The sequence below is a fragment of the Arsenicibacter rosenii genome (genome assembly GCF_001870735.1).
Lineage (GTDB): Bacteria > Bacteroidota > Bacteroidia > Cytophagales > Spirosomataceae > Arsenicibacter > Arsenicibacter rosenii.
In genome coordinates, this window is record NZ_MORL01000003.1 from 45,214 (window position 1) to 71,188 (window position 25,975).

Here is a 25,975-nt window from a genome sequence, read left to right on the forward strand (position 1 = left end):
GTTTTCAGCATGTATTCGTAGTTTGTGCTCCCATAAACAAAACAACATCCGAATCATGCCAGCGGAATATATTCATATACATCCTCAGACACCCGAGCCCCGCAAAATCAGCCAGGTCGTATCGGCACTGCGCGACGGAGCCGTTATTATTTACCCGACCGATACCATTTATGGGATGGGGTGCGACATTCATAATGCCCGGGCCGTGGAGCGGGTGGCCCGTATAAAAGGTATTAAGCCACAAAAGAACGATTTCTCGTTTATTTGCTACGACCTTAGCCATATCGCCGATTATGCACGGGTCGACAATCAGGCGTTTAAGCTCATGAAGCGATTGCTGCCGGGACCATTCACGTTTATTCTCAATGCCAGTAATTCGGTACCAAAATTGCTGAACACCAATAAACGGACGGTCGGTATCCGGGTGCCGGATCATGAAATACCCCGCCGGATTGTCCGGGAACTAGGAAATCCAATCATAACAACAACCATTAAAGACGAAGACGAAATTATCGAGTACCCGACTGACCCGGAAATCATTTTCGAACGCTTTCAGCATCAGGTCGATATTGTGATTGACGGTGGTTACGGCGGCAATGTGCCATCGACCATCATCAACGCAACCGACTATGATTTTGAAGTTGTCCGGCAGGGATTGGGAGAAATCGACTGATACCGGTAGTTTCGGATTCACCCGAACGCTATGCTAAAACTCTGCTTATCAGCACTAACCGTTTCATTACTTTTATTTTCCAGCTGCCAGAGCGGAGCAAAAGAATCCGGAAATTCAGCTACAGCTGCTGATTCGGCGGCCACGGCACCCGCCAAAACAACGGAAGCTGCCGCTGCCGACACTACCGCCGCCACCACTGCGGCGGCCGACACAACCCAGACCAGTGCCGGACCGCTTTCGCCGCTGGATTCGCTGGCGATGATCGGGCCGAAAATTACGGGCAACATCCTGCCGGCTAAACGGATTCTGGCCTATTACGGCAACCCGCATTCGAAAAAGATGGGTATCCTCGGCGAATATCCGAAAACCGATATGCTGCGCCGCTTAGACGAAGAAGCCAAAAACTGGGAAAAAGCCGACTCACTGCCGGTTCAGAAAGCGCTGCACCTCGTCGCCACATCGGCCCAGGGCAGTCCGGGCAAAGACGGCAAATACCGGATGCGGATGTCGGACAAAACCATCCTGAAAGTAATCCGCTGGGCCGCCGAACACAATGCCATTTGTTTCCTGGATATTCAGGTAGGCCTTGCTGACCTGAAACCCGAGCTCGAACACATGGAAAAATTCCTGAAACTGCCCTACGTTCATCTTGGCATTGATCCCGAATTTTCGATGAAAACCGGAGCGAGGCCAGGTTCTAAAATCGGGACCTACGATGCCGATGATGTCAATACTGCCGTTCAGTTTCTCGACCGGGTTGTAAAAGAAAACAACCTGCCGCCCAAAATTCTGATTGTTCACCGGTTTACGCAGCGCATGGTGACTAATTACAAAAACATTAAGCTGAATCCGAACGTGCAGATTGTGATGAATATGGACGGCTGGGGGCCGCCGGTATTGAAGAAAGACACCTACCGGGCCTACATACAAAAGGAACCGGTACAATACACGGGCTTCAAACTCTTTTATCACAATGACATCAAACGGCCGCCGCATAAGCTGATGACCCCTGCCGAGGTTCTGTCAGTGACCCCGAAACCCGTTTATATCCAATATCAGTAATTTGCTTATCTGTGAATATTCTACCGGTTTTTAGCGGTTTATTTCAGGAACTTAGTACATTTGCAGCATAAACCTCATCAACAAAAACGGCACGCTCCTGTGCCGTTTTTCAAAGATAAAATAATCTATTAAGTCGATATACTTTATACATTATGCAACCACAAGAGTTGTCATCGACCGAAACAGCGGACGGACAAACTACCGGAAAGCCGCTGCCATTCGATCTTAATGGACTAATAATCAGACTAGAGGGAAGTAATGCAACCACCCAGGCAGAGAAGATAAAATCTGTTTTTCCTGAGGCACAGATTGCCATTGATACTCCTCCGGAAACCAATTCGTTCAGCAATCTGCTGCGTCGCCGTAACCGGACGGAGATCGCAATTTATTTTTTTGCGGCAATCGCACTGATGATTGTCGGCCACCTGTTGTTCGATTATTTTACCGTAGAACGGATTACGCTTCTGGCCGGACAGATCAATATCACACCGGATATTTTCTATTTTGTGATGGCAGGATTTGTGGCCCAGATGATCGACGGAGCTTTAGGAATGGCCTATGGCGTGACGGCCACCACCTTCCTGACCAGCGTTGGGATCAGTCCGGTTTTCGCAACCGCCAGCGTGCATAGTTCCGAGATTTTTACGAGCGGTGTTTCGGGCTATATGCACCTCAAATTTGGTAACATCAACAGTAAACTCTTTAAGGTTGTCCTGATTCCGGGCGTCATCGGCGCGGCGTTAGGGGCCTATTTTATTACGGCGCTGTCGGAACTGGAAGTCGTGGCAAACTACCTGACGCCGGTTATTTCCATCTACACGGCCATTCTCGGCGTCTTAATCCTGAAAAAAGCCCTGACGAAGCGGACCAAAAAACGCCCTGTAAAGCAGATTGGCCTGCTCGCCTGGTTCGGCGGTTTTGTGGATGCGATTGGTGGTGGTGGCTGGGGTCCGATTGTCAACTCAACCCTGATTGCGGCCGGCCGTCATCCACGCTATACCATTGGTTCGGTGAACCTTGCTGAATTTTTTGTGTCGTTTGCCAGTTCTGTAGTTTTCGCCCTCTATGCTGGTCTGGACAATTACGGCCTCGTGATTATCGGCCTGATTCTGGGCGGAATGATTGCGGCTCCGATTGCGGCCCATCTTTCGCGCCGCTTACCGGTAAAAACCATGATGGTATTAGTCGGAATCGTGGTCATCCTTGTAAGTTTGCGCAAAATATTAAAGTTCTTTTTTTAAAGTCGATATCTGTCGGCGCAAGAAGCTGGCTGGTATCCTGTTAGTACCATGAAAAAGCAGACCAAAGCCATCCGTACACAGACCAAAAAGTCACAGTACCGGGAGCACTCAACGCCCCTGTTCCTTACCTCTAGTTTCACGTTCGAAACCGCTGAACAGGGCAAAGCGTTATTTGAGGAAACCGAAGAAGGCAACATCTACAGCCGTTTTTCGAATCCGAACGTTACGGAGTTTGTGGATAAAATCTGTATGCTGGAGAATGCCGAAGAAGGCATTGCTACGGCAACGGGTATGGCGGCGGTATTTGCCAGCATGGCTGCCTTGCTGAAATCAGGTGACCACATTGTGGCCTGCCGGGCCCTGTTTGGCTCAGCGCACCAGATTATTACCCAGATTCTGAATAAGTGGGGCATTACCCATACCTACGTTGACGCAACAGCGACCGAAGCCGAGTGGGAAGCCGCTATCCAGCCGAATACCCGCATGGTTTACCTCGAAACGCCGTCGAACCCCGGCCTCGAACTGGTTGACCTGACGATGCTGGCCCGCCTCAAGGAAAAATACGGCTTTATCATCAACGTTGACAACTGCTTTGCCACGCCGATTCTGCAAAACCCGATTGACTTCGGTGCTGACCTGTCGGTACACTCAGCCACGAAGTTCATGGATGGTCAGGGGCGTGTGCTGGGCGGTATTGTGGTTGGCTCCAAAGAGCTGATTGCCCAGATCCGGTTCTTTGCCCGCCATACCGGTCCGTCGATGTCGCCGTTCAATGCCTGGACACTCTCGAAAAGTATTGAAACGCTGGAGCTCCGGATGGAACGTCATTGCAGCAACGCGCTGAAACTGGCCGAAGCCTTGGAACAACATCCGGAGGTACAATCGGTAAAATACCCGTTCCTGCCTTCGCACCCGCAGTACGAACTGGCTAAAAAACAAATGCATGCCGGTGGCTCTATCGTTACCATTGAACTGGAAGGCGGTTTCGAACGCGTAAAAGCGTTTTATGATGCCCTTCAGATTCCGTCCCTGTCGTCGAATCTGGGCGACACACGCACGATCGTAACTAACCCGAACACAACGACGCATTCGAAACTGAAACCGGACGAAAAAGCTGCCCTGGGCATTACGCCGGGCCTGATCCGGATCTCGGTGGGTCTGGAAGCGGTTGAGGACCTTATCGAAGACTTCTCACAGGCGGCTACCGTCTCGGCACAAGTGCTGAAATCGGCTGAAGCCTGATTATTTACCACTGAATAAACACAGGTGCAATACCATGATTGCAGAACCATCCTATACAATGGAAAGCCTGAGCAGCTACCTCGACGGTAAAACCGAAGTGGACGCGCTGCGTGCGCTGGCAGACCTATATCCCGGCAAAGTCGTTTTTTCGACCAGCCTGGGCTATGAAGATCAGGTCATTACCGACATGATCTGTAAGCACAACATCCCGATCCGCATTTTTACGCTGGATACGGGCCGGTTATTTCCGGAAACGTATTCGGTCTGGAAAAAAACCAATGACCGTTACGGTATTCAGATCGAAACCTACTTCCCGAACCAGGAAGCCACCGAAAAGCTGGTTACGGAAAAAGGCCCCTTCAGCTTCTACGACTCGGTGGAGAACCGGAAGGAGTGCTGTTTTATCCGGAAGGTAGAGCCCCTGAACCGGGCGCTGAGCGGTAACAAAATCTGGATCACCGGCATCCGCGCCGAGCAATCGCCGAACCGGCAGACCATGACGCAGGTGGAGCAGGACGATGCGCATCAGTTGTTCAAGTTTCATCCGCTGATGAACTGGTCATTCGATGACGTTAAGGCCTATATCCGGGAAAACAATGTTTCTTATAACCCGCTGCACGACAAAGGGTTTGTCAGTATCGGTTGCCAACCCTGCACCCGCGCTATCCGCGAAGGCGAAGACTTCCGCGCCGGCCGCTGGTGGTGGGAAGACAACTCCAAAAAAGAATGTGGACTTCACGCTAAATAATTAGTGATTGAGTGATTGGGTGAGTTAGCGAATGCTTCACTCAATCACTCAATCGCTGATTCACTCAATAAACATGAAACTCGACTATCTCGATCAACTCGAATCCGAAGCGATTCATATTATGCGTGAGGTGGCTGGTCAGTTTGAACGGCCTGCCTTACTGTTCTCGGGGGGGAAAGACTCCATCACGCTGGTGCATCTGGCACGGAAGGCGTTTCGTCCCGGCAAATTTCCGTTTCCGTTAGTGCATATCGATACCGGCCACAACTTTCAGGAAGCCCTCGATTTCCGCGACTGGCTCGCCGAAAGCCTGGGCGAAAAGCTCATTGTCCGGTACGTAGAAGATACCATCCGTGAGAAAAAGCTGAAAGAGCCGACCGGCCGCAATGCCAGCCGCAACGCCCTTCAGACGTTTACCTTGCTGGATACCATCGAAGAATTTGAGTTTGATGCCTGCATCGGCGGCGCCCGCCGTGACGAAGAGAAGGCCCGCGCCAAAGAACGCGTGTTCTCCGTTCGTGACGAATTCGGCTCGTGGGACCCCAAACGCCAGCGTCCGGAACTGTGGGATACCTACAATGGTAAAATCCACAAGGGCGAAAACGTACGCGTGTTCCCGATTTCCAACTGGACCGAGCTCGACGTCTGGAATTATATCAAACGCGAGAACATCGCCCTGCCATCGATTTACTTTGCCCATGACCGTGAGTGCCTGCTCCGCGACGGCAAACTGCTGGCTACGGCCGGTGGCGTGATCCAGCGCGAAGAAGCCGACGAACTGGTAACGCGCCGGGTACGGTTCCGGACGGTTGGTGATATCTCCTGCACCGCTGCCGTTGAGTCAACGGCCGACACGCTGGAGTCTGTCATTGCCGAAATCCAGGCAACCCGCATCTCTGAGCGCGGCGAAACCCGCATCGACGATCAGGTATCTGAAGCCGCCATGGAAGACCGCAAAAAGGGGGGCTATTTTTAATTAGTGATTGAGTGATTGCGTGAGTCAGCGAAATCTTCACACAATCACTCAACCGCTAATTTACTCAATCTTTAAACTCGCATGGACTTACTACGATTTATCACCTGCGGCTCTGTGGATGACGGGAAAAGTACCCTCATCGGCCGTTTGTTATACGACTCAAAATCAATACTGGCCGATCAGCTCGAAGCCGTGGAGCGGGCCAGCAAACATAAAAACGACGGCGAAATTGACCTGGCACTGCTGACCGACGGCCTGCGTTCGGAGCGTGAGCAGGGCATTACCATCGACGTGGCTTACCGGTATTTCCAGACACCGGCCCGCAAATTCATCATCGTCGATGCGCCCGGCCATATTCAGTATACCCGCAACATGGTGACCGGTGCCTCGAACTGTCAGCTCGCCATTGTACTGGTCGACGCCCGCAACGGTGTCGTTGAACAGACACGCCGCCACTCGCTGATTGCGTCGATGCTGGGCATTCCGCACATTGTGGTTGCGGTCAACAAAATGGACCTTGTCGACTATTCGGAAGACGTGTTCTCGAATATCTGCATTCAGTATGCCGAGCTGGCCAAAAAGCTGAATGCGAAGCAGGTTACGTTTATCCCGATGAGCGCCCTCAACGGCGACAACGTGGTTGATCCGTCGCAAAACATGTCGTGGTACGAAGGCCCGACGCTGCTGAATTACCTCGAAACCGTTGAGTTGGACCACGATGTAAACCTGACCGACGCGCGGTTCCCGGTACAGTATGTGATCCGTCCGCAGACACCTGACCTGCACGATTATCGCGGCTATGCCGGCAAAATTACCAGCGGTATTTTCCGCAAAGGGGATTCAGTAACCGTGTTGCCTTCCGGCGAAACATCAACGGTTGAAGCCATCGAGTTTTTCGAAGAGGTTAAAGACGAAGCCTTTGCTCCGATGTCGGTGATCCTGCACCTGGCCGATGATATTGACATCAGCCGTGGTAACCTGATTGTGAAGTCAGACAGCCAGCCGGTTGTTAGCCAGAACATTGAGGCATTGCTCTGCTGGATGGATACCAAAGAACTGAAAGTCGGCAGCAAGTATACGCTGCAACATGGCACGTTCCGTTCGCGCTGTGTCGTACGCGATATTGCCTACCAGCTGAATGTCAATACCTACGAAGAAACAGAAGGCGTAGAAAGCCTGAAATTAAACGATATCGCACGCGTCGTGCTGAAAACGGCGCAGCCGATCAGCTTCGATCCATATTCCAGAAACCGTGTAAACGGCGGCGCCATCCTGATCGACGAAACATCAAATGTTACCGTCGGCGCGTTAATGCTAATGTAGGGGCGACCCCACGTGGTCGCCCGAATCACGCAATCGCCGTGGTCGTCCGAATCACGTGGCCGCCCGAATCACGCAATCGCCGTGGTCGTCCGAATCACGTGGCCGCCCGAATCACGCAATCGCCCATATTGAGATTTGGGTGACCACGTGGGGTTGCCCCAGATAAACCCGATCACGTGATTGCCCGTTATAGGTTATAACCTGTAGTTATAACCTATAACGAAAAGTGCCGGTCTGTTTCTTTCTGACTTCCCCCTGAGGCACTATCTTTGCCACGACAATGTTACCCAAAAGCGCCGGAGCTATTCCGGCCTTTGTTTTTAGAAATTACAATATAAACTCTATAGACTACATACCTTATGTCTGTACGATTTTCCGATAACGTAAGCGCTAAAGCTCAACGCGACATTCTGGACCTTCAGAAGAAGATCAGTGTCTTTACCAATGGTGAACTTACTGATGAGCAATTCCGTAAGTTCCGTCTGGCACGCGGGGTGTATGGCCAGCGTCAGCCGGGCGTACAGATGATCCGGATTAAATTGCCGCACGGGCGCATTACAGCCGATCAGCTGATCCGGATTGCCGAAGCATCCGACAAGTATGCGACCGGTAATCTGCACGCCACAACCCGTCAGGATATTCAGCTCCATTTCGTTAAACTGGCTGATTCACCACAGTTATGGGCCGATCTGGAAGATGCTAATATCACGTTGAAAGAAGCGTGCGGCAATACAGTCCGGAACGTTACGGGTTCAGCCCGTGGCGGTGTAGATCCGCTGGAGCCATTTGATATTACGCCTTACGCTCAGGCTATTTTTGAGTATTTCCTGCGCAATGCCATTTGTCAGGATATGGGTCGTAAGTTTAAGATTGCCGTTTCGTCGTCAGAGAAAGATTCAGCCTATGCCTACATCCACGATATAGGTTTGATTCCGCGCGTGCAGGATGGCAAACGTGGCTTCAAGGTTGTGGTTGGGGGTGGTCTGGGCGCTCAGCCTTTCATGGCACAGACCGCCTATGAGTTTCTGGAAGCCGATCAGGTGATTCCGTTTACGGAGGCCGTCATCCGCGTGTTCGACCGGTACGGCGAGCGCACCAAGCGGCACAAAGCCCGTATGAAGTATTTACTGAACGATTTAGGTCTGGAAGGATTCCTTGCGAAGGTAGAAGAAGAGCGGCCGGCGTTGAACGCAAAGGTATTTCCGGTGGATACAACCGCTTTTGATTTACCACTGTTTGCAGAACGTCCGGAAGTCTCAGGCTATCAGCCTGAGTCTACGGATGTACAATTTCTGGAGTGGTTCAACACCAACGTATTTGAGCAAAAGCAAAAAGGCTGGTACGCCGTTCAGCTGCGGGTGTTACTCGGCGATATGTCGTCGAACACGGCCCGTGCCCTGGCCGGTATCGTAAAAAAATACGCCGCTGATGACATCCGTGTAACCGTCAATCAGGGCTACCTCCTGCGCTATGTAAGCCCCGAAAACTTACAGGCCATCTACGATGAGCTGCATGCACTGGGCCTTGCCGAACCAGGCTTTGACTCTGCAGCCGACATCACCACCTGCCCGGGCACGGATACCTGCAACCTTGCGATTTCGAGCAGTTATGGCATCACCCGTGCCCTGGAAGATATGATGAAGGTTGAGTTTAAAGACCTGATTTATAACAACGATATTAAAATCAAGATCAGCGGCTGTATGAACGGTTGCGGTCAGCACTCAGCTGCCAACATCGGTTTCCACGGCTCGTCCCTGAAAAACGGGGCGTACGTCCTGCCAGCGTTACAGGTCTTGCTGGGCGGTGGTTTCAACAGCAAAAACGAAGGACTGATCGGCGATAAAGTCATTAAAGTACCGGCAAAACGCGGTCCGGCTGTGTTGCGGGCCCTGTTCCAGGACTTTGACGCCAACGCGTTCGACGGCGAATACTACAGTGATTACTACGCACGCCAGGGCAAAAACTATTTTTACCAGCTGCTGAAACCGCTGGCCGATCTTAAAACCGTTACGGAACAGGATTATATCGACTGGGATCATACCGAGCCGTTTGTGACGGAAGTAGGCATCGGTGAGTGCGCCGGTGTGATGATTGACCTCGTTGCCACAACCCTGATCGAAGCCACTGAAAAATTACAGTGGGCCAACGAAGCACTGGAGGAGAGCCGCTTCTCAGATGCGGTTTACCATGCCTATAATACGCTGATTACCGGTGCCAAAGCCGCGCTCATGACCAAAGACGTGGCCACGAACACGCAACATGGCATTGTCAGCGATTTCGATAAGCACTTTACCGGTGTTAGCGGCTTCCATACAGCCGAAGGCGAATTTAAAGCACTGGCCTTCAGCATCAATAAAAACGAACCGTCTGAAGCCTTTGCCCGGCAACTGATTCAGCAGGCCGGTCAATTTTTAACCGCTGTCAACGCTTACCGCGATCACCAGATTATGCTCGAAGGCTCCCCTGCCCTCCAGGAACTGGTCCAGGCACAAGACAGCTAATTCATTGAGTGAATTGGTAATTGAGTGATTGAGCGAAAAATCACTCAATCACTCATCCGCTCAATCACTAACACATTTCTATGAAGCTAACCCTCGTTGGTGCGGGTCCGGGCGATCCGGAGCTGATCACGTTAAAAGGCATCAAGGCGCTTAAACAAGCCGATGTGGTGATGTATGACGCCCTCGTACATCCTGATTTACTGGATTATTGCCGCCCGGATGCTCTGAAGGTGTATGTCGGTAAACGGCGGGGTGCCTATTCCTGTGTGCAGGAAGAGATTAATCCGCTGATTGTCCATTACGCCCAACAATACGGTCATGTTGTCCGTCTGAAAGGAGGCGACTCGTTTGTGTTCGGTCGTGGCTACGAGGAGCTTGATTTTGCCCGCCGGCATGGTATTGACGTTGATGTTGTACCGGGGTTATCGAGCAGTTATGCGGTGCCGGCCAGCGCCGGTATTCCGCTGACTACCCGCGGCCTGTCCGAAAGCTTCTGGGTCGTTACCGGCACAACCAAAGACGGTAAATTTTCGCAGGACCTCCGGCTGGCGGCTCAGTCAACGGCTACCGTAGTCATTCTGATGGGTATGCATAAGCTGCCGGAGATTATGGATGTGTTTGCAGCCCTTGGCAAAAACGATACGCCGGTCGCCATCGTGCAGAACGGGACCCTGCCGGAGCAACAGGTCGTCATTGGTCAGGTAGATACGATGGTTGATGTGGTTGCAGAAACCGGTGTAGGCAATCCGGCCATTATTGTTATCGGTGAAGTAGCCCGCCTGGGCAACCCGACAATTCTTTCCGCAGTACAACAAGCTACCTTTGCAACCGGCCTGTAAGCCTCTCTTACTAAATAGATTACTTTGTTTGTGAGGTCTCGCTTTAACCGGCGAGACTTTTTTTATGCACTACCGTCTCAGTTGAAACAAGCATCATACATCAATCCCCATGAGAGGTTTAAACAAAGTTTCGCTGATCGGTAATCTCGGCAAAGACCCGGTCCTGCAATACATTGACAACAACACGGCTATCGCTAAATTTTCGCTGGCTACTACCGAAAGCTACAAAGACAAAAACGGACAGACGCATGCCGAAACCACGTGGCATTCCATTGTCGTCTGGCGGAACCTGGCGGAGTTGTCCGGCAAATACCTGCAAAAGGGAAGTCTGGTTTACCTCGAAGGTAAAATCAAGTCCCGTCAGTACGATGATAAGGATGGCAACACCCGATACATCACCGAAATTGTTGCTGATCAGCTGATTATGCTCGACAAAAAAGGGGATCAGGAGTAGATTCCGGACAGGATTACAGGATGAACAGGCTTTCGATAATAGCCCGTCAGATTAGAGGGATGAGCCATGTACAGCCATTCTGTTCATTCTGTACGTCTGTCGGATTAATCCGTCAGAGGCGTTCTTGCTTTGCCGGCTGACATTTTTTTGTACCTTCGTACCGGCTTTAGGGGTATTCTGTAAAGAATTGAGAGAGTCCCTTCGAACCTGATCCGGTTGATACCGGCGTAGGGAAAAGCAAGTACGCCACACCGTCAGGTGCCGTATTCCGCCTTTATCTTCTTTTACGAAGAGCTTCTATAGCCATTTCATGTTTTTAACGTCATTGTTATGGTAAACAAGCTCTGGAATCACATCCAATCCGTCCGCGACAACGCGCCGCTCGTTCATAATATCACCAATTTTGTTGTGATGAACAACACCGCCAACGCCTTACTGGCTGCCGGTGCCTCACCCATCATGGCCCATGCCCATCCGGAAGTTAAAGACATGGTCTCGATCTGTCAGGCGCTGGTTATCAACATCGGAACGCTGGACGAGTATTTTGTTAAATCAATGAAAATGGCAGCCGGACAAGCCAATGCCCTCGGCAAACCCTGGGTACTGGACCCTGTCGGAGCCGGAGCCACCCCTTTCCGCGACGAAGTTCTTTCGGAATTACTGGCCCTCCACCCTACCGTCATCCGTGGCAATGCTTCCGAAATTATGGCGCTTGCCAAAGCCAACCAAACAATCACAAAAGGGGTCGACAGCACGGCCCAAAGTAACGAAGCAATTGAGGCCGCCCGTTTTCTACAGGCGATTTACGGGGCAGTAGTCTGCATTTCGGGAGCGACGGACATCGTAGTCGGGCCGGAACAAACTATTTTTCTTAAAAACGGGCATCCGCTCATGACAAAGGTCACAGGCCTGGGCTGCTCGTCTACCGCCGTGATCGGGGCGTTTATTGCCGTCATACCCGACAAAACAGAGGCCGTTACCGCTGCCATGGCCTTGTTCAGTCTGGCAGGGGAGCGGGCGGCGCAAACCGCAGCGGGCCCAAGCAGCCTGCAGATGCAGTTACTTGATGAGCTGTATGCCCTGACCGAAACAGACTTTAAACAGCAGATAAACATTAGCCTGCATGCCTAGCCATGCCGCATTTCCGTATTTGCTCTATCTGGTCATTTCGGAGCAAAACTGTCGCGGACGATCGCTGCTTTCGGTCGCTGAAGAAGCTATCTCAGGCGGTGTTGACATCATTCAGCTGCGTGAAAAAACGCTGGACGATGCCGCTTTTCTGCGTCAGGCACTCCTGTTGAAAGAAATCACCGACCGCTATCGTGTCCCGCTGATTATCAACGACAATCTGGCGGTTGCCAAAGCCGTGGGAGCCTTCGGTATTCATGTCGGCAACAACGACATACCGCCGTCAGAAGTCCGCAGGCAATGGCCGGATGGCGGGCACATTGGCTATTCCGTCGAATACCTCAGTCAGCTCGCTACCGCAGAAGCCGACGCGGCCGACGCTCTGGGGATCAGTCCTGTGTTCAGTACACCGACCAAGACCGACACAGTCACCGAATGGGGGCTCGACGGTCTTGGTCAAATCCGGTCTCTGACCAACAAACCGCTGATTGCCATCGGCAACATGCATGCACAAAACGCAGCCTCCGTCATCCGGGCAGGAGCCAACAGCATTGCCGTTGTCTCGGCTATTTGTGCGGCCGACAGCCCGCATCAAGCTGCGTATACTCTCAAAAACGCAATTCTGAAAGCAATATGACTCAATATCGTTATCCCTCGGTACTGACCATTGCCGGTTTCGACGGCAGCGGCGGCGCAGGTATTCAGGCCGATATGAAAGCTATTTCGGCGCTTGGCTGTTATGCCACTTCGGTTCTTACCGCCCTGCCCGTGCAGAATACAACCGGTGTCCGGGCAATCTATCCGATTCCGATGGAGGCCGTCCGCGCGCAGATCGGCTGCATTCTGGATGATATTGTTCCGGATGCGATCAAAATCGGTATGGTCCACACCAGCGAACTGGTCGAAACGATTGTCGGTACGCTCGGACAATACCCAGCGATACCGATTGTCTTTGACCCGGTCATGGTCGCCACGAGCGGTCACCGGCTGATTGAAGAAAAAACCATTTCCACCCTGATCGACAAGCTGTTTCCGATTGCCAGTGTAATTACGCCCAACATGGATGAAGCCGCTATTCTGGCCGGTATGCCAATAAAAACCCTTGATGACATGTATGTGGCAGGTGAAAAAATCCTTACACTTGGCTGTCAATCGGTACTCCTGAAAGGCGGCCATCTGGCGACTCCCCTGCTCACCTCTCTGTATTTCGATGGCTCCGGAAACATTCAGCCATTTGAGTATCAGAAGTTTGATACACGGAACAGCCACGGCTCCGGTTGTACACTCTCCTCAGCCATCGCCGGCTACATCGCACAAGGTAAATCACTGCCCGAAGCCGTTGCTCTCGGGCAGGATTATGTGCATCAGGCCATCCGGAACGGCGCCGACGTACGTACCGGCAACGGCAACGGGCCGCTGAACCATTTCTTTAACCCACAAAAACTAATCAAATATGAAGTGGTCTGAGCAGGCATGGCAGCAAATAACCCCGGTTTACCAGTCTATCCTGTCAATGCCATTTATTACCGGACTGACAAACGGGACGCTGGAGAGGGAGAAGTTCCGGTTCTACATGATGCAGGACTCAGGGTATCTGGACCATTTTGGCCGTGCCCTCGCCCTGATCGGCGCCCGGGCTACCCACATCGGCGATGCACTCACGTTCATGCGTTTCGCCGAAAATGCCATTCTGGTTGAGAACAGCCTGCACGAATCCTATTTTGTTGATTTCGGGGTAACGCAGAAAGGCCCCCTGCAACCGGCCTGCCATCATTACGTACACTTTCTGAAAAGCACCGCCGCTTTGGAGGCCGTTGAGGTAGCCATGGCGGCCGTACTGCCCTGCTTCTGGATCTACAAAGCCGTCGGCGACTACATCCTGCAACAACCCCACGTCGCCGCTAACCCCTACCAGCGCTGGATTGACACCTATGGCGGGGAAGATTTCGGCCTTGCGGTTCAACAGGCCATCAGCATATGCGACCGCATGGCTGCTCAGACAACCGACGCCATCCGGCAGGCGATGACCCATGCTTTCGTTACGGCCTCGCGGCTTGAATACGATTTCTGGGACGCTGCTTATACACTCCGGACATGGCCATAAGCTGAACAGAGGAAACCGCTGACACAGGCTACCATTTCCGGAAATACAGTTATCAAGGATCATGGTGCTGAAGCGCTCCCTCTTCAGAAGCCGCTTACGGTTGTAGTTACCCCACATCTGCCGTACCTTTATTCCGTAACTCTGCTCTGATTTTATGCGTATCTGTCTGGCCCAGCTCCAATCGGCAAACGGCGATCTGGCGGCTAACCTTGACCGGCATTGCCGGGCTATCCGTACTGCCGCTGATTACCAAACCAACCTGATTATTTTTCCGGAACTGTCCTTAACGGGGTACGAACCCACCCTGGCCGCCAGCCTGGCAACTACCCCCGACGACCCGGTACTGGCTCCGCTACAATCATTGAGCGACCGGTACCGGATGGTGATTGCCGCCGGCCTGCCGATCCGAACGCCCGAAGGGCTCTGTATCGGCCTCGTTATCTGTCAGCCAAACCAGCCGCAACAACTGTATACCAAGCATTTCCTGCACGCCGACGAAGTGCCTTTTTTTACGGCCGGCCGGCACGTGCCCATGCTTGATTTCCCGTTCGACCGCGTGGCCCTGGCGATCTGCTACGAACTGTCGGTTGATGAACACACCCGTCAGGTTATTCAGCCGGAAACGACAGTCTACCTGGCGAGTGTGGCCAAAACGGCTATCGGTATGCAACAGGCAACCCTGCGGATGGCCGATATTGCCCGTACGTATCAGGTTCCCGCCTTACTTGTCAACGCAATCGGCCCTGCGGATACCTTTGTCAATGCCGGTCAATCGGCCGCCTGGACGGCAAAAGGCACGTTAATGGGCCAGCTGCCGGCCGACGAAGAAGGGCTACTTATCGTCGATACCCGAACCGAAACCGCGCTTTCAATCCCGCTTATACTTAAAACGGCATGACCTATTACCAGAAACAAGTGCAGCATTTGCGGCTTCAGTGCTTTCCGGGGCAAACCCTCATTAACCGGTTAATTAAAGCCAAACAGCTCATCGACAGCCATTTTACAGAAGGCCTGAAGCTGGAAACCATGGCCCGGGAAGCGCATATGTCTACCTTCCGCTTTATCCGCCTTTTCAGGCAATGCTATGGACGTACGCCGCACCAATACCTGACCACCGTACGGATCCGCGAAGCCAGGCGGCTGCTTCAGACCGGGTATTCTATGACCGATGCTTGCTTTATGCTGGGTTTCTCCAGCGTAACCTCCTTCTCGGCTCTGTTCAGAAAGCATACCGGTCAGACACCTTCTGCTTTTCAGAAAAAAGCAATTTCCGATAAGTCTGCCAGTGGGTTCATGACTTATTTGCGTTCTTAAACGCATAATACGATGAAAATACGCCTGAAAAGTCTGCTGGTTAATGACCAGGAAAAGGCCCTGCGGTTTTACACCGACATCCTGGGATTTGTAAAGAAAACCGAGATTCCCATGGGCGAACACCGGTGGTTGACTGTTGTGACCAGGGACGAACCCGATGGTGTTGAGCTTGTTCTTGAGCCGACTGCCTTCCCTCCTGCCCAAACCTTTCAGCAAGCGCTGTTTGAGGCCGGTATTCCGTTTACGGCATTTGAAGTCGATAACCTTGACAAGGAGTATGACCGGTTGCTGGTCGCCGGGGTGACCTTCAGCATGACACCAACCATGATGGGCCCGACCAAACTGGCGGTCTTTGACGATACCTGTGGCAATAATATTCAGATTTATCAAATCATGTAAGCCAACCGGGACGAAAGTCAGTCATCATCTTTTGTTTTCGCTCCTGCCATAGGGCTGTCACCCAAACTGTCTTTCTTTGTGCTATGAGCGCATTGAAAGACCTTTATTCGCCTGCTTTCTATCGGGATTTTGCCCGCGTCATGGCGCAGGTACGCCCTGGTTTTGATCAGTCACGATTTCAGACCCTTATTTTTGACGATACGTTTGCCGGCAAAGAGCTTAAAGACCGGATGCGGCATACGACCCGCGTACTTCATCAGTTTATGCCTGCCGGTTTTGGCGAAGCTGTCGATGTCATTTCGGCACTTATCACCTGCCTCCGGCAGGATAAGCTCGGCGAAAACAGCTTTCTTTTCCTGTTCCTGCCTGATTACATCGAGACCTATGGGCTGGAGGACGTCGAAAAAGCCATACCAGCTATTGAGCTGGTGACGCAGTTTATCAGCTGTGAATTTGCGGTCCGGCCCTTTCTGCGTCTGTATTTTGAGCCGATGATGGCACAAATGCAGGCCTGGGCCCATCACCCGAACCACCATGTCCGGCGGCTGGCCAGCGAAGGAAGCCGTCCGCGTCTGCCATGGGGCATGGCCGTCCCGGCGCTGAAACAAGATCCGTCACCCATTCTGCCGATTCTGGAAACGCTGAAAAACGATCCGTCGGAGTATGTGCGCCGGAGCGTTGCCAACAACCTTAACGACATCTCGAAAGAACACCCGGAAACCGTACTGGCCATCGCACGCGCCTGGAAAGATCTCAGCCCCGAAACCAACGCCCTGATCAAGCATGGCTGCCGGACGCTCCTAAAAAAAGGCCACGAATCAATCCTGGCTTTTTATGCACTCGACAGCACAAATATACAAGTCGGGCAGTTCCGGCTTCTGAATTCTGCCGTCCGCATCGGAGACAGCCTGAGCTTTACCTTTTCGGTCGGGAATACATCATCACAACCCCTGATCGTCCGGCTTGAATACGCCGTTTATTACCGCCTGCAAAACGGGCAACTATCACGGAAGGTGTTCAAAATCAGCGAACGGCTGTTTGCTCCCGACGAACAGGCTACGATCATCCGGCGGCAAAAATTCACCCCGATCACCACCCGTCGGTTCTATACCGGCGAGCACCGTATTGCCCTGATTGTTAACGGCAAAGAAGCGGACCCGCTGCCGTTTGTACTGCTTCAGCCATAAAAAATGCCCCGACACAGTGCCGGGGCATTTTTTATGGCATACTTTATCCGTTAAAACAACGCGGCAATTTCAGTCGTCGTTAATTTCTGTTGCTCGCCGGTTACCATATTTTTAACAGTCAGCTTACCGGTCTGTATTTCTTCTGAACCAATCAGCACTACATACGGAATCTGTTTGGCATTGGCATAGTCGAGCTGTTTTTTCACCTTTGCCAGATCAGGATACGCCTCAGCGGCAACACCGGCGGTGCGCAACTGACTCAGTAACGGATACGCTACGCTCCGGCCTTCGGCATCAAAGCAAACGATCAACACCTGGGTGCTCTGCTGTGCTGTAGCCGGAAACAGTTGTAGTTCGTCCATTACGTCGTAAATCCGGTCGACGCCGAACGAGATACCTACGCCCGACAAACCGGGTTGCCCGAATGCCCCCGTCAGGTTGTCGTACCGGCCACCGCCACTGATACTGCCGATAGACACGTTGTTGGCTTTCACTTCGAAAATAGCTCCGGTGTAATACGACAGGCCACGGGCCAGCGTCACATCCAGTTCAAGCCGCGAGTCTGACAGGCCGAGCGCTTCGGCAGTCTGCCATACTTCCTCCAGTTCGGCAATGCCTTTTTGGGCCAGTGCCGAGTCGGCCAGCCACACTTTGAGCTCGGTCAGCGTTTCGCGGGAATCACCCGTCGGGGCAAACATCGGCTCCAGCCGGTCAATCGACTCTTCGGAGAAACCACGCTCACGCAGTTCGTCGAGCACTTTTTCGCGGCCTATTTTGTCGAGCTTATCAATAGCGACTGCCAGCGGACCTTCCTGGCCGGGGGCGCCGATGGCCTCGGCAATGCCGGCCAGAATTTTCCGGTTATTGATCTTAAGGGTAAAGTTTTCGATACCCAGGTTCCGGAATACTTCGTGGACCATCATTACGATTTCGGCTTCGCACAAGAGCGAGTCGGTTCCTACCACATCGGCATCACACTGGTAAAACTCCCGGTAACGGCCTTTCTGTGGCCGGTCGGCCCGCCACACCGGCTGCATCTGATACCGCTTAAACGGCAACGCCAGCGCATGGCGGTTCATCACCACATAGCGTGCAAAGGGCACGGTAAGGTCGTAGCGAAGGCCTTTTTCTGAAATTTTGGTCGTTAGTTTTTTGGCTCCGGCGGCAATGTCTGCCTCGGTTACCTTATCGAGAAAATCACCGGAATTCAGGACCTTAAACAGTAACTGATCGCCTTCGTCACCATATTTACCCATCAGAACCGACAGGTTTTCCATCGCAGGCGTTTCAAGCGGCTGAAAACCGAATCGCCGGAATGTTTGACGAATCGTATCAAATATAAAGAGCCGTTTGCCCATTTGCTCCGGCCCAAAATCGCGGGTTCCTTTTGGTAAGCTTGGTTTTTGCATGCCGCAAAATTAGGCATTTGATTCCGTAGAGACGCAATATTTTGCGTCTCAGTCTGCTGAGACAGCCAATATCCATTACACATAGAGACGCAAGATCTTGCGTCTCCAATCTCCGTCAAACGCATCCACCTCCCCGGACAAGGCAAGTAAACCACGCAATTGAGACGCAAGATGTTGCGTCTATACATAAAAAAGCGTAATTTTGCGGTTCATTTTCAGAAGATACGAAAAATAACTATACACAATGGGAGTTTCAGCACTCAAGCGGAAAGACCGCAAAAACAAAGCGCGTGCCAATAACGCAGTTAGCAAAATCAAACAATTGTTGCGCAAACCAGAAATCCGCAACGTTGACGTTGAGGCCATTAAAGCTTCTTTCGCGGAGAAAAAAGCGGCTTAATTATCAGATTTCCGGGGGTTACTCCCTCACCAGATCTGTAATTATACAAAAACCACATAGCGGCATAGTGCGTAGACCAACGGCTACAGATACTATGATACTATGTGGTTTTTTCTTTTATGGCTTGCCGGAAAACTAGCTTTGCCCGCCGCCTTTATTGCCTGCCGCTGCCTTTCGCCGGGCCAGACGGTCTTTAAGCTCCTTCTTCAGCTGCCGCCGTACAAACCGCCGGTAATCTAAAGCTACCCGCAACCGCACTGCCTGCCCGAACAAAGATAATCCGCCGTTGATCATGATCAGACTGTATGTCCCGATCAGAAACCATTGCCGGAAAGGCGCACCGGTATGTTTCAGATTGGCCGCCTCACTGAAAATACACAGACCTGCACCCAATAAAATCAGGCTTACAGGTGATAAAATCAACCATTTAGTGCGGGTACTCATCCGCTTCAGCAGGCGTCGTCCGGGGGGCTTCGCAGGATTAGGCATAGGGCATTCTGGGTTCTTGATGATCGGTTTGCGTATTTCTAAGGAGATAACACGCTTTTCATATTGATGTTTTATGGTTTAAAGTACAACAGAACGGGCAACTACGCACCCATTCCGTTGATTTTTCTTTTACGACGGCCGAATCCATTCTTTCAGAAAGCCCAGCCCGTAGCCCGTCAGCTGAACCAGCGCGGCAATCATACTCAGTCCGCCGACATACAGGCTTTTTTCGCGCCATGCCGCATCCAGACCCAGTAAAAGCAGAAAAAGGCTTAACAGCGAAAGACCAAGGCCAAACAACGGCCAGTATAACAACGCCAGTACCGGAAGGCTCAACAAACCGACCGTAAACCACACCGGCAACGTATGCACCGGTTTTACCGGAATACCATAGTTCCGTTTGAGCTGAATCCGCGTACGGCCGAAGCTGAATACCTGCTTAAAAAAAGCCCCGAATGTCCCCCGCCGTTTATGATAGACATACGCTTCGGGAATGAGGCCTACGGTATATCCCTGCCGCATCAGCCGCGTACTCAGTTCCATGTCTTCGCCCATGTCCCGCTTCGCAAAACCGCCCGTCTCCTGAAATACTTTCCGCGAGAGGCCCATGTTGAAACTACGCGGATGAAACTGCCCGCCCAGGTTCTTTTTGCTGCCCCGGATTCCGCCGGTCGTAAATACCGATGTCATCGAGTAACTGATTGCCCGTTGCAGAGGCGTAAAGTCAGGATCGGCAGCGTCGGGTCCGCCATAGGCATCCAGCCAGCTGGTTTTCAAATGCCGGTCTACCGTTGCCAGGTAAGCCGGCGGGACAATGGCATCAGAGTCGAATACGATGAAGTAATCTCCCTTCGCCCGCTTAAATCCGAAATTGCGGGAAAAACCCTGACCCGTATTCTCCTTGTAATAATAGGTTAACGGCAACTGACCGGCATACTGTTCGGCTACGTAGTCAGCCCTACGCGTCGACCCGTCTTCTACCACAATTACCTCAAAATCGGTATAGGTTTGCCGGGTCAGGCTGCCGAGCAGTTCGGCCAGTTCATCGGGGCGGTTATAAACCGGAATGACAATCGAAAACCTCATGCGGGCAGTGCGTTACAAGGCTTCCCGTAAGGCGTCTTCGTTGGCCGAAATTACCTCATCGATTAACTCGTCGGTCAGTGCCGTCGATATAAACAAGCTTTCAAACTGCGAAGGTGCCAGGTATACCCCACGCTTCAGCATGGCCTGGAAATACCGGCCGAACAGCGGCAGATCACAGGTTTTTGCGGAGGCAAAGTCCGTAACCGGCTGATCAGTCATGAACATTGTAAACATCGACCCGATCTGGTTGATGGTATACGGCAAACCGACCTTGTCGAGGCCGTTTTTGAAACCTGCTGCGAGTTTGCTGCCGGTTTCTTCCAGACGGGTATATACTTCCGGATGCTCATTCAGGTGGCGCAGCATAGCCAGACCCGCCGACATGGCAATCGGGTTGCCCGACAAGGTGCCGGCCTGATAAACCGGTCCTGCCGGAGAAACAAAGTTCATGATGTCGGCACGACCGCCATACGCCCCCACCGGCATACCGCCACCGATGATTTTACCCATCGTTGTCAGGTCGGGGGTCACGCCGAAACGCTCCTGCGCACCGCCTTTGGCCAGCCGGAATCCGGTCATGACCTCGTCGAAAATCAGCAGCACTCCGTGGCGTGTACACAGGTCGCGCAAGCCTTCCAGGAAACCCGGCTCAGGGAGTACACAACCCATGTTTCCGACAACCGGCTCCAGAATGAGGGCGGCGATCTGATTCGGGTTATTATCGATCAGCGTTTCAACGGCCTGCAGGTCGTTGTATGGCGCTGTCAGCGTATCCAGGGCCGTCGCCTTTGTCACGCCCGGACTGTCGGGCGTGCCCATCGTCAGGGCGCCGCTACCGGCAGCGATCAGAAATGAATCACCGTGGCCATGGTAGCACCCTTCAAACTTGATGATTTTATCACGTCCGGTAAAACCACGGGCCAGCCGGATGGCCGCCATGGTTGCTTCAGTACCGGAGTTCACCATCCGCACTTTTTCGACTGATGGCACGATGCTCACAATCAGTTCGGCCATTTCGACCTCTTTCCGCGTGGGTGCCCCGAAGGAGAATGAGTGCTGAATCGCTTCGCGGACAGCTTCTTCTACCGGTTCAAACGCGTGCCCTAATACCATCGGACCCCACGAGTTAATTAATTCAATATATCGTTTTCCGTCTTCGTCGTATAAAAACGGCCCTTTTGCCGACTTGATAAATACCGGCGATCCGCCTACCGCCCGAAACGCCCGTACCGGAGAATTTACCCCGCCCGGAATCAGCGTTTTTGCTTTCTCAAAAAGTTGTTCGCTCGTTGTCATAACTACTCTTTTAATGAATAATGTAGACTGAACAATGGATAATGTGGTCTGAAGACAACCTACACAAAGAGCGTAAGCCCTCATCATTCATTATACATTACACATTTTTCATTTAATCAGTTAATTTTCGTAAACCGCCCGTCTTCATACCTGACAATGGGCACTACCTGATTTTCGTTTCCTTTGGCGTAGTCGAAGCCCGACAGCAGGTAATCGTCGGCCTGCGCGAGCGACGAGTTTTTTACCGGAAAACTATTGCGGGCAATCTGACGCCCGAAGAACAGCAGCATGTCATAGCCCTGCGCGGCATATACCGACGGGATAATATTCTGCATGTTCAGATAGGCTTTTTCAAACTCATCGACCACCGGACGACCCCGATCCAGGAAATCCGGATAGAGCAGGTACAATTCCCGTTTCGTAAAGGTCGATACCGGATTCTGGTAAAAATCAAAGGCCGAAGACGTCGCGATCACGGGAGCCGCGACCCGCCGCTTGTTGAGCGCTTCGATCATGCGGGGTCCATCGGCTTCGTTGCTGCTGGCGATAAATACGTGCCCCGGCATCAGCATAGAATTCGTTGAGCCGATTGCCGGTTGCCCGACAGCGGTACTCACGCCCCCGATTTTCATCGATGCGGCAATGGTCTCCGCCGACCCCGACACTTTTTTACATTCCAGAATCTGGTAGCCACGCCGTTTTAATTCTGCCTGATACAAAGCCGCCAGTGCAGAGTCTTTTTTCGTACTGCCGTAGTAGACGGCGGCCCGCCGGGCCTGCGCCAGTGAGTGGGCAAACGCCATCGCCTTTTCGGCCTGCTGATTCAGCGACGGCTGGGCCAGATACGCCAGCGGCTGCCCGTCGACCAGATCACGGCTTGTGGCAATCGGGTTAATCAGCGGCACTTCACTCTGCATGGCATACGATGTCACGAGCCGGTTGGGCTCGGCATACATCGGTCCGAAAATCATATCGGCCGACTGAGCAAACGATGGGTTATTGATCAATTCCAGCGTTTTGTCGTCGTCGTTGTCGAGATCGTAGGCGAACAGGTTTACGGTAATGCCTTCTGCCTGCAGTTTGGCCTTCGCCAGCTTCATCCCGCCATACAGGTCGTAGACAAACTGCGTATTGCGGGCCGGCCGTTCGGTATCAGTTTCCGGCAGGCGGAACGGAAAAAGAACGGCAACATTGTAGTAGCCTTTCTGGCGGTTGACAGTGGGTTTACGCGCAGACGCCGGTTGGGTCTGGGTTGCCGGAGGCGGTGTAGCGGGTTGCTGCACAGGGCGGGTACCGCGCGGAGCCGTTTCAAAAGCCAGCTGCGACGGATCGCCGTAGCGGTTTGTCAGCTGGTCCGACAGGATCAGATCCGCCTTATCCGTAGATGATTGCTGGATACGCCCGATAAGCGTCCAGGCCAGATATTTATCTTCAGGATAATCGCGCTGCAGTTTTTTTACAAGGGCAAGATCCTTCACCTTTGGCAGAAAAGAACGTTCCATTTTAACGGCTTCCTGCTTCAGCTCGGCATCAGTGATGCGTTGCAGGGCCACAATGCCATCCTCCCACTGACCGGCTTCCAGCGATGCGGCCGCATACAGATAGTGGGCATCATCCATTTTTTTCCAGTCAGGGAAGCGCTCCGTGAGCTGGTTGAGCATCGCCCGTGCCTGCGTAAAGTTCCGCTGCCGGAACGACGCCACGGCATAATAATAGTGTGCATACGGTGCCAGCCCGTTGACGCGCTGCGTCATGGGCGATAATTCAACTTTGGCCCGTTCATAATCACCCAGTTGAACCAGCTTAACTGCCGCTTTGTAGCGACGCTCGGCTTCGGGTGAAATCTGACTCCAGCTTAACAACGGGTTTCCTGTCAGTAATACAACCATCACCAGCAGGTAAAGCCGAAAGCATCTATGTTCCATCGGATAAAGTTAGTTAGCGCACTAAACAGACAAAAGCAACGCCCGAAAGCGTTGCTTTACATAACAAATAAAAACGAATGACAGCTGATAATGTATGAGCATCATTAGCTTTTTATCCAGTGACTATTTCTTCTTCGGACGCTGCTCAGCACGACGCTTGGCTTCTTCAGCATCTTTACGGGCATCTTCGGCCTGCTGGAGCGTGCGTTGCAGCATATCCTGGAACTTCGATTTCTTAGCCCCGCCTCCGGTAGCAAACTTCTTCCGGTTTTCGTCCAGCACCGCTTTGATTTTGTTTTCATCCACAAACCGACGGATGATCTGCTGCTGGGTAATGGTTACGACGTTGGATACAAAGTAATACCAGGTCAGACCGGCGGGGAACGAGTTCAGGACGAACATAAACATGACCGGGAAGATGTAGCTCATCGCCTTCATGTTGACCGGACCAGGCTGGGCCGGTGTATTCTGGTTGTTATACCAGGCATAGGCAATCGACGAGATCGTCATCATCACCGTAAACAAGCTCAGGTGATCGCCGAGGAACGGAATGCTTACCGGGAATTTCAGGAATGCGTCATAGGTCGACAAATCACTTGACCATAAAAACGACTTCTGACGCAGTTCGATCAGGTTCGGGAACAGGAAGAACAAGGCCATCAGAATCGGCATGGTCGCCAGTACCGGCACACAGCCGCTCAGCGGGCTAACGCCTACCTGCTGATACAGCTTCATTTGCTCCGACTGCACTTTCGTCATGTCGTCGCCAACGCGCTCTTTAATTTCGTTGATTTCCGGTTGCAGCACCCGCATCTTAGCCATGCTCACATACGACTTGTACGTCAGCGGTGTCAGCAGCAGTTTCACGAATACCACCAGCGCCACAATCAGCAAACCGTAGTTTGAGAACACTTTTTCGAACATGCTGAATACCGGCACAAAGAAGTATTTGTTGAGTGGTTTCAGGACAGCATAACCCAGATACACGTTCCGGTCAAATTCCGTTGCCACATCGCCCAGCAACTGGTAATCGTTCGGGCCATAATAGAAGCGGTAGTTGCCTTTGCCGGTTTTGATGTCGCCCATGGGCAGATTCACAATCGCTACGGCTGTTTTCACCACCGAACTATCCGCCGGATCGACCAGCGTTTTGAACGTAGCATTCTGCAACGGTGCGTTTCTGGCAACAAAGCCGGCCAGGAAATACTTGTGCTTGATCGTAAACCACTGAACCGGTTCTTCAACCGCTTTCTCGTGGCTGTCCTGCCCTTCCGGTAATCCGTCGAACGTTTCGTCCTGAAGCAGGTAGTTAATCACCGCCTTCTGCCGGTTTTCTTTCAGGTCGTTTTCGAACTGAGGCATACGATCCTGCCAGAAAAACCGGACATTTTCGTTACCGACCAGATTATCAAGGCCATTCATTTTCAGATCATACTCCACCGTATACCCCTCGGCCGGAATGGTATAGGACTGCTCAACAGTCTGACCTGGCGCAACCTCCAGCTGGAAGGTAATCCGCTGTGGCTGTCCGCTGACGGTCGTATTCTGCGCCGCTGTCTGGAAATAAAGGCTGTGCAGATCGACTTTCCCCCGTTTGGTCTGTACTTCCAGTAAGGTCTTGCTCGATTTTTCGTCGATCAGGAAAAGCGGTTTTTTGGTGTAGGTCTCATAGTTTTTGAGCTGCACCTGCTTTACGCGGCCACCTTTTGTCGAAAAAGTAATTTTTACATCCTTATTTTCAACCACGATATCGCGGGCTTCGCCATTGGCAGCGACGGCGAAATCGCCGTAAAGCGAGCGGGCTGCGGTAGAATCAAGCGTTTGCGTGGTGGTTTTCTGCGTGGTGGCAGCTTTTGAAGAGGCCTTGGCCTGTTGTTGTGTTTGTGTTTGAGCTGGTTTCGGCTCCGGCTTGGGCATCAATACCTGATACCCGACGAGCAGCGCTAAAATCAGGGCAATTCCAACGAGTTGATTACGATCCATTTGTAATTGATTTCAGTATACAGCACTCAGCTTATGGTTTTGTTGTCTATTAACGGTAACCGGTAACCTGAAAACTGAAAACTGCTTGAATAAGTGCAAAATTACGGGGAAATGCCGGGTTAACCAACGGTGAAGTCATACCATTCATCCGGGTTTACTACCGATAAGCACACAGCCCACCCTGTCCGGAGCGAAA

Annotated in this window: 25 protein-coding genes and 1 riboswitch; of the genes, 19 read left to right on the forward strand and 6 right to left on the reverse strand. The window is 52.2% G+C overall.

Annotation, left to right across the window (positions count from 1 at the left end):
- Positions 1-55 precede the first annotated feature (55 nt).
- The 18 genes from BLX24_RS06865 (at position 56) to BLX24_RS06950 (ending at position 17,191) form a co-directional block, all read left to right on the forward strand.
- Positions 56-673, forward strand: coding sequence for an L-threonylcarbamoyladenylate synthase (locus tag BLX24_RS06865; RefSeq protein WP_071502383.1), 618 nt, complete (start codon positions 56-58; stop codon positions 671-673).
- A gap of 30 nt (positions 674-703) precedes the next feature.
- Entirely contained in the window at positions 704-1,735 is a 1,032-nt protein-coding gene (locus BLX24_RS06870) for a hypothetical protein (RefSeq protein ID WP_143092595.1), read from the forward strand.
- Positions 1,736-1,887: 152 nt separating this feature from the next.
- A complete protein-coding gene (locus BLX24_RS06875) occupies positions 1,888-2,976 on the forward strand; it encodes a sulfite exporter TauE/SafE family protein (RefSeq protein ID WP_071502384.1) in 1,089 nt (362 codons plus the stop codon).
- 48 nt (positions 2,977-3,024) lie between these two features.
- Positions 3,025-4,218: a trans-sulfuration enzyme family protein gene (locus tag BLX24_RS06880; protein WP_071502385.1), complete on the forward strand. Its 1,194-nt coding sequence runs from the start codon at positions 3,025-3,027 to the stop codon at positions 4,216-4,218.
- A gap of 34 nt (positions 4,219-4,252) precedes the next feature.
- Positions 4,253-4,966, forward strand: a complete 714-nt coding sequence (locus BLX24_RS06885; protein ID WP_071502386.1) for a phosphoadenylyl-sulfate reductase — start codon at positions 4,253-4,255, stop codon at positions 4,964-4,966.
- 73 nt (positions 4,967-5,039) lie between these two features.
- Entirely contained in the window at positions 5,040-5,942 is a 903-nt protein-coding gene (gene cysD, locus BLX24_RS06890) for a sulfate adenylyltransferase subunit CysD (protein ID WP_071502387.1), read from the forward strand.
- An 81-nt stretch (positions 5,943-6,023) separates the two neighbouring features.
- A complete protein-coding gene (gene cysN / locus BLX24_RS06895) occupies positions 6,024-7,265 on the forward strand; it encodes a sulfate adenylyltransferase subunit CysN (RefSeq protein WP_071502388.1) in 1,242 nt (413 codons plus the stop codon).
- Positions 7,266-7,624: 359 nt separating this feature from the next.
- Positions 7,625-9,766, forward strand: coding sequence for a ferredoxin-like domain-containing protein (locus BLX24_RS06900; protein WP_071502389.1), 2,142 nt, complete (start codon positions 7,625-7,627; stop codon positions 9,764-9,766).
- An 80-nt stretch (positions 9,767-9,846) separates the two neighbouring features.
- Entirely contained in the window at positions 9,847-10,605 is a 759-nt protein-coding gene (cobA, locus tag BLX24_RS06905) for a uroporphyrinogen-III C-methyltransferase (protein WP_071502390.1), read from the forward strand.
- A 109-nt stretch (positions 10,606-10,714) separates the two neighbouring features.
- Entirely contained in the window at positions 10,715-11,059 is a 345-nt protein-coding gene (locus BLX24_RS06910; protein ID WP_071502391.1) for a single-stranded DNA-binding protein, read from the forward strand.
- A 158-nt stretch (positions 11,060-11,217) separates the two neighbouring features.
- Positions 11,218-11,310: riboswitch (TPP riboswitch) on the forward strand.
- Positions 11,311-11,389: 79 nt separating this feature from the next.
- Complete coding sequence (gene thiM / locus BLX24_RS06915) at positions 11,390-12,190, forward strand: hydroxyethylthiazole kinase (RefSeq protein WP_071502392.1); 801 nt, start codon at positions 11,390-11,392, stop codon at positions 12,188-12,190.
- Complete coding sequence (gene thiE, locus BLX24_RS06920; RefSeq protein ID WP_071502393.1) at positions 12,183-12,824, forward strand: thiamine phosphate synthase; 642 nt, start codon at positions 12,183-12,185, stop codon at positions 12,822-12,824. Before thiM ends, thiE begins: the two co-directional genes overlap by 8 nt.
- A complete protein-coding gene (gene thiD, locus BLX24_RS06925; RefSeq protein WP_071502394.1) occupies positions 12,821-13,654 on the forward strand; it encodes a bifunctional hydroxymethylpyrimidine kinase/phosphomethylpyrimidine kinase in 834 nt (277 codons plus the stop codon). Before thiE ends, thiD begins: the two co-directional genes overlap by 4 nt.
- Positions 13,641-14,291 carry a thiaminase II gene (gene tenA, locus BLX24_RS06930; RefSeq protein ID WP_071502395.1) on the forward strand — a complete coding sequence of 217 codons (651 nt, stop codon included), beginning with the start codon at positions 13,641-13,643 and terminating at the stop codon, positions 14,289-14,291. Before thiD ends, tenA begins: the two co-directional genes overlap by 14 nt.
- A gap of 154 nt (positions 14,292-14,445) precedes the next feature.
- Positions 14,446-15,189 (forward strand): carbon-nitrogen hydrolase family protein, encoded by a 744-nt coding sequence (locus BLX24_RS06935; protein WP_071502396.1) that lies wholly within the window; start codon positions 14,446-14,448, stop codon positions 15,187-15,189.
- Entirely contained in the window at positions 15,186-15,605 is a 420-nt protein-coding gene (locus BLX24_RS06940) for a helix-turn-helix domain-containing protein (protein ID WP_071502397.1), read from the forward strand. The genes BLX24_RS06935 and BLX24_RS06940 overlap by 4 nt, the downstream gene beginning before the upstream one ends.
- Before the next feature lie 12 nt (positions 15,606-15,617).
- Positions 15,618-16,004, forward strand: coding sequence for a VOC family protein (locus tag BLX24_RS06945; protein ID WP_071502398.1), 387 nt, complete (start codon positions 15,618-15,620; stop codon positions 16,002-16,004).
- Positions 16,005-16,087: 83 nt separating this feature from the next.
- Complete coding sequence (locus BLX24_RS06950) at positions 16,088-17,191, forward strand: DNA alkylation repair protein (protein WP_071502399.1); 1,104 nt, start codon at positions 16,088-16,090, stop codon at positions 17,189-17,191.
- Between the two features lie 50 nt (positions 17,192-17,241).
- Here BLX24_RS06950 and hisS read toward each other — a convergent pair whose 3' ends face one another.
- Positions 17,242-18,600, reverse strand: coding sequence for a histidine--tRNA ligase (gene hisS / locus BLX24_RS06955; protein WP_071502400.1), 1,359 nt, complete (start codon positions 18,598-18,600; stop codon positions 17,242-17,244).
- 244 nt (positions 18,601-18,844) lie between these two features.
- On the opposite strand from hisS, the gene BLX24_RS32630 reads away from it, so the two are divergent.
- Positions 18,845-19,000, forward strand: a complete 156-nt coding sequence (locus BLX24_RS32630) for a hypothetical protein (RefSeq protein WP_177225794.1) — start codon at positions 18,845-18,847, stop codon at positions 18,998-19,000.
- 135 nt (positions 19,001-19,135) lie between these two features.
- Here the strand turns inward: BLX24_RS32630 and BLX24_RS06960 are convergent, their stop codons facing one another.
- From BLX24_RS06960 to yidC, 5 genes are all read right to left on the reverse strand, one after another.
- Positions 19,136-19,489, reverse strand: a complete 354-nt coding sequence (locus BLX24_RS06960) for a hypothetical protein (protein WP_071502401.1) — start codon at positions 19,487-19,489, stop codon at positions 19,136-19,138.
- 129 nt (positions 19,490-19,618) lie between these two features.
- On the reverse strand, positions 19,619-20,575 hold the full coding sequence (locus BLX24_RS06965) for a glycosyltransferase family 2 protein (protein WP_071502402.1): 957 nt from the start codon (positions 20,573-20,575) through the stop codon (positions 19,619-19,621).
- 12 nt (positions 20,576-20,587) lie between these two features.
- Complete coding sequence (hemL, locus tag BLX24_RS06970; protein ID WP_071502403.1) at positions 20,588-21,871, reverse strand: glutamate-1-semialdehyde 2,1-aminomutase; 1,284 nt, start codon at positions 21,869-21,871, stop codon at positions 20,588-20,590.
- A gap of 116 nt (positions 21,872-21,987) precedes the next feature.
- On the reverse strand, positions 21,988-23,796 hold the full coding sequence (locus BLX24_RS06975) for an ABC transporter substrate-binding protein (protein ID WP_071502404.1): 1,809 nt from the start codon (positions 23,794-23,796) through the stop codon (positions 21,988-21,990).
- Positions 23,797-23,919: 123 nt separating this feature from the next.
- Complete coding sequence (gene yidC, locus BLX24_RS06980) at positions 23,920-25,779, reverse strand: membrane protein insertase YidC (protein WP_071502405.1); 1,860 nt, start codon at positions 25,777-25,779, stop codon at positions 23,920-23,922.
- Positions 25,780-25,975: the final 196 nt, after the last annotated feature.

Coding starts and splice junctions, on each gene's coding strand:
- BLX24_RS06865 (WP_071502383.1), top strand. CDS start 56: ATGCCAGCGGAATATATTCATATACATCCTCAGACACCCGAGCCCCGC.
- BLX24_RS06870 (WP_143092595.1), top strand. CDS start 704: ATGCTAAAACTCTGCTTATCAGCACTAACCGTTTCATTACTTTTATTT.
- BLX24_RS06875 (WP_071502384.1), top strand. CDS start 1,888: ATGCAACCACAAGAGTTGTCATCGACCGAAACAGCGGACGGACAAACT.
- BLX24_RS06880 (WP_071502385.1), top strand. CDS start 3,025: ATGAAAAAGCAGACCAAAGCCATCCGTACACAGACCAAAAAGTCACAG.
- BLX24_RS06885 (WP_071502386.1), top strand. CDS start 4,253: ATGATTGCAGAACCATCCTATACAATGGAAAGCCTGAGCAGCTACCTC.
- cysD (WP_071502387.1), top strand. CDS start 5,040: ATGAAACTCGACTATCTCGATCAACTCGAATCCGAAGCGATTCATATT.
- cysN (WP_071502388.1), top strand. CDS start 6,024: ATGGACTTACTACGATTTATCACCTGCGGCTCTGTGGATGACGGGAAA.
- BLX24_RS06900 (WP_071502389.1), top strand. CDS start 7,625: ATGTCTGTACGATTTTCCGATAACGTAAGCGCTAAAGCTCAACGCGAC.
- cobA (WP_071502390.1), top strand. CDS start 9,847: ATGAAGCTAACCCTCGTTGGTGCGGGTCCGGGCGATCCGGAGCTGATC.
- BLX24_RS06910 (WP_071502391.1), top strand. CDS start 10,715: ATGAGAGGTTTAAACAAAGTTTCGCTGATCGGTAATCTCGGCAAAGAC.
- thiM (WP_071502392.1), top strand. CDS start 11,390: ATGGTAAACAAGCTCTGGAATCACATCCAATCCGTCCGCGACAACGCG.
- thiE (WP_071502393.1), top strand. CDS start 12,183: ATGCCTAGCCATGCCGCATTTCCGTATTTGCTCTATCTGGTCATTTCG.
- thiD (WP_071502394.1), top strand. CDS start 12,821: ATGACTCAATATCGTTATCCCTCGGTACTGACCATTGCCGGTTTCGAC.
- tenA (WP_071502395.1), top strand. CDS start 13,641: ATGAAGTGGTCTGAGCAGGCATGGCAGCAAATAACCCCGGTTTACCAG.
- BLX24_RS06935 (WP_071502396.1), top strand. CDS start 14,446: ATGCGTATCTGTCTGGCCCAGCTCCAATCGGCAAACGGCGATCTGGCG.
- BLX24_RS06940 (WP_071502397.1), top strand. CDS start 15,186: ATGACCTATTACCAGAAACAAGTGCAGCATTTGCGGCTTCAGTGCTTT.
- BLX24_RS06945 (WP_071502398.1), top strand. CDS start 15,618: ATGAAAATACGCCTGAAAAGTCTGCTGGTTAATGACCAGGAAAAGGCC.
- BLX24_RS06950 (WP_071502399.1), top strand. CDS start 16,088: ATGAGCGCATTGAAAGACCTTTATTCGCCTGCTTTCTATCGGGATTTT.
- hisS (WP_071502400.1), bottom strand. CDS start 18,600: ATGCAAAAACCAAGCTTACCAAAAGGAACCCGCGATTTTGGGCCGGAG.
- BLX24_RS32630 (WP_177225794.1), top strand. CDS start 18,845: ATGGGAGTTTCAGCACTCAAGCGGAAAGACCGCAAAAACAAAGCGCGT.
- BLX24_RS06960 (WP_071502401.1), bottom strand. CDS start 19,489: ATGCCTAATCCTGCGAAGCCCCCCGGACGACGCCTGCTGAAGCGGATG.
- BLX24_RS06965 (WP_071502402.1), bottom strand. CDS start 20,575: ATGAGGTTTTCGATTGTCATTCCGGTTTATAACCGCCCCGATGAACTG.
- hemL (WP_071502403.1), bottom strand. CDS start 21,871: ATGACAACGAGCGAACAACTTTTTGAGAAAGCAAAAACGCTGATTCCG.
- BLX24_RS06975 (WP_071502404.1), bottom strand. CDS start 23,796: ATGGAACATAGATGCTTTCGGCTTTACCTGCTGGTGATGGTTGTATTA.
- yidC (WP_071502405.1), bottom strand. CDS start 25,779: ATGGATCGTAATCAACTCGTTGGAATTGCCCTGATTTTAGCGCTGCTC.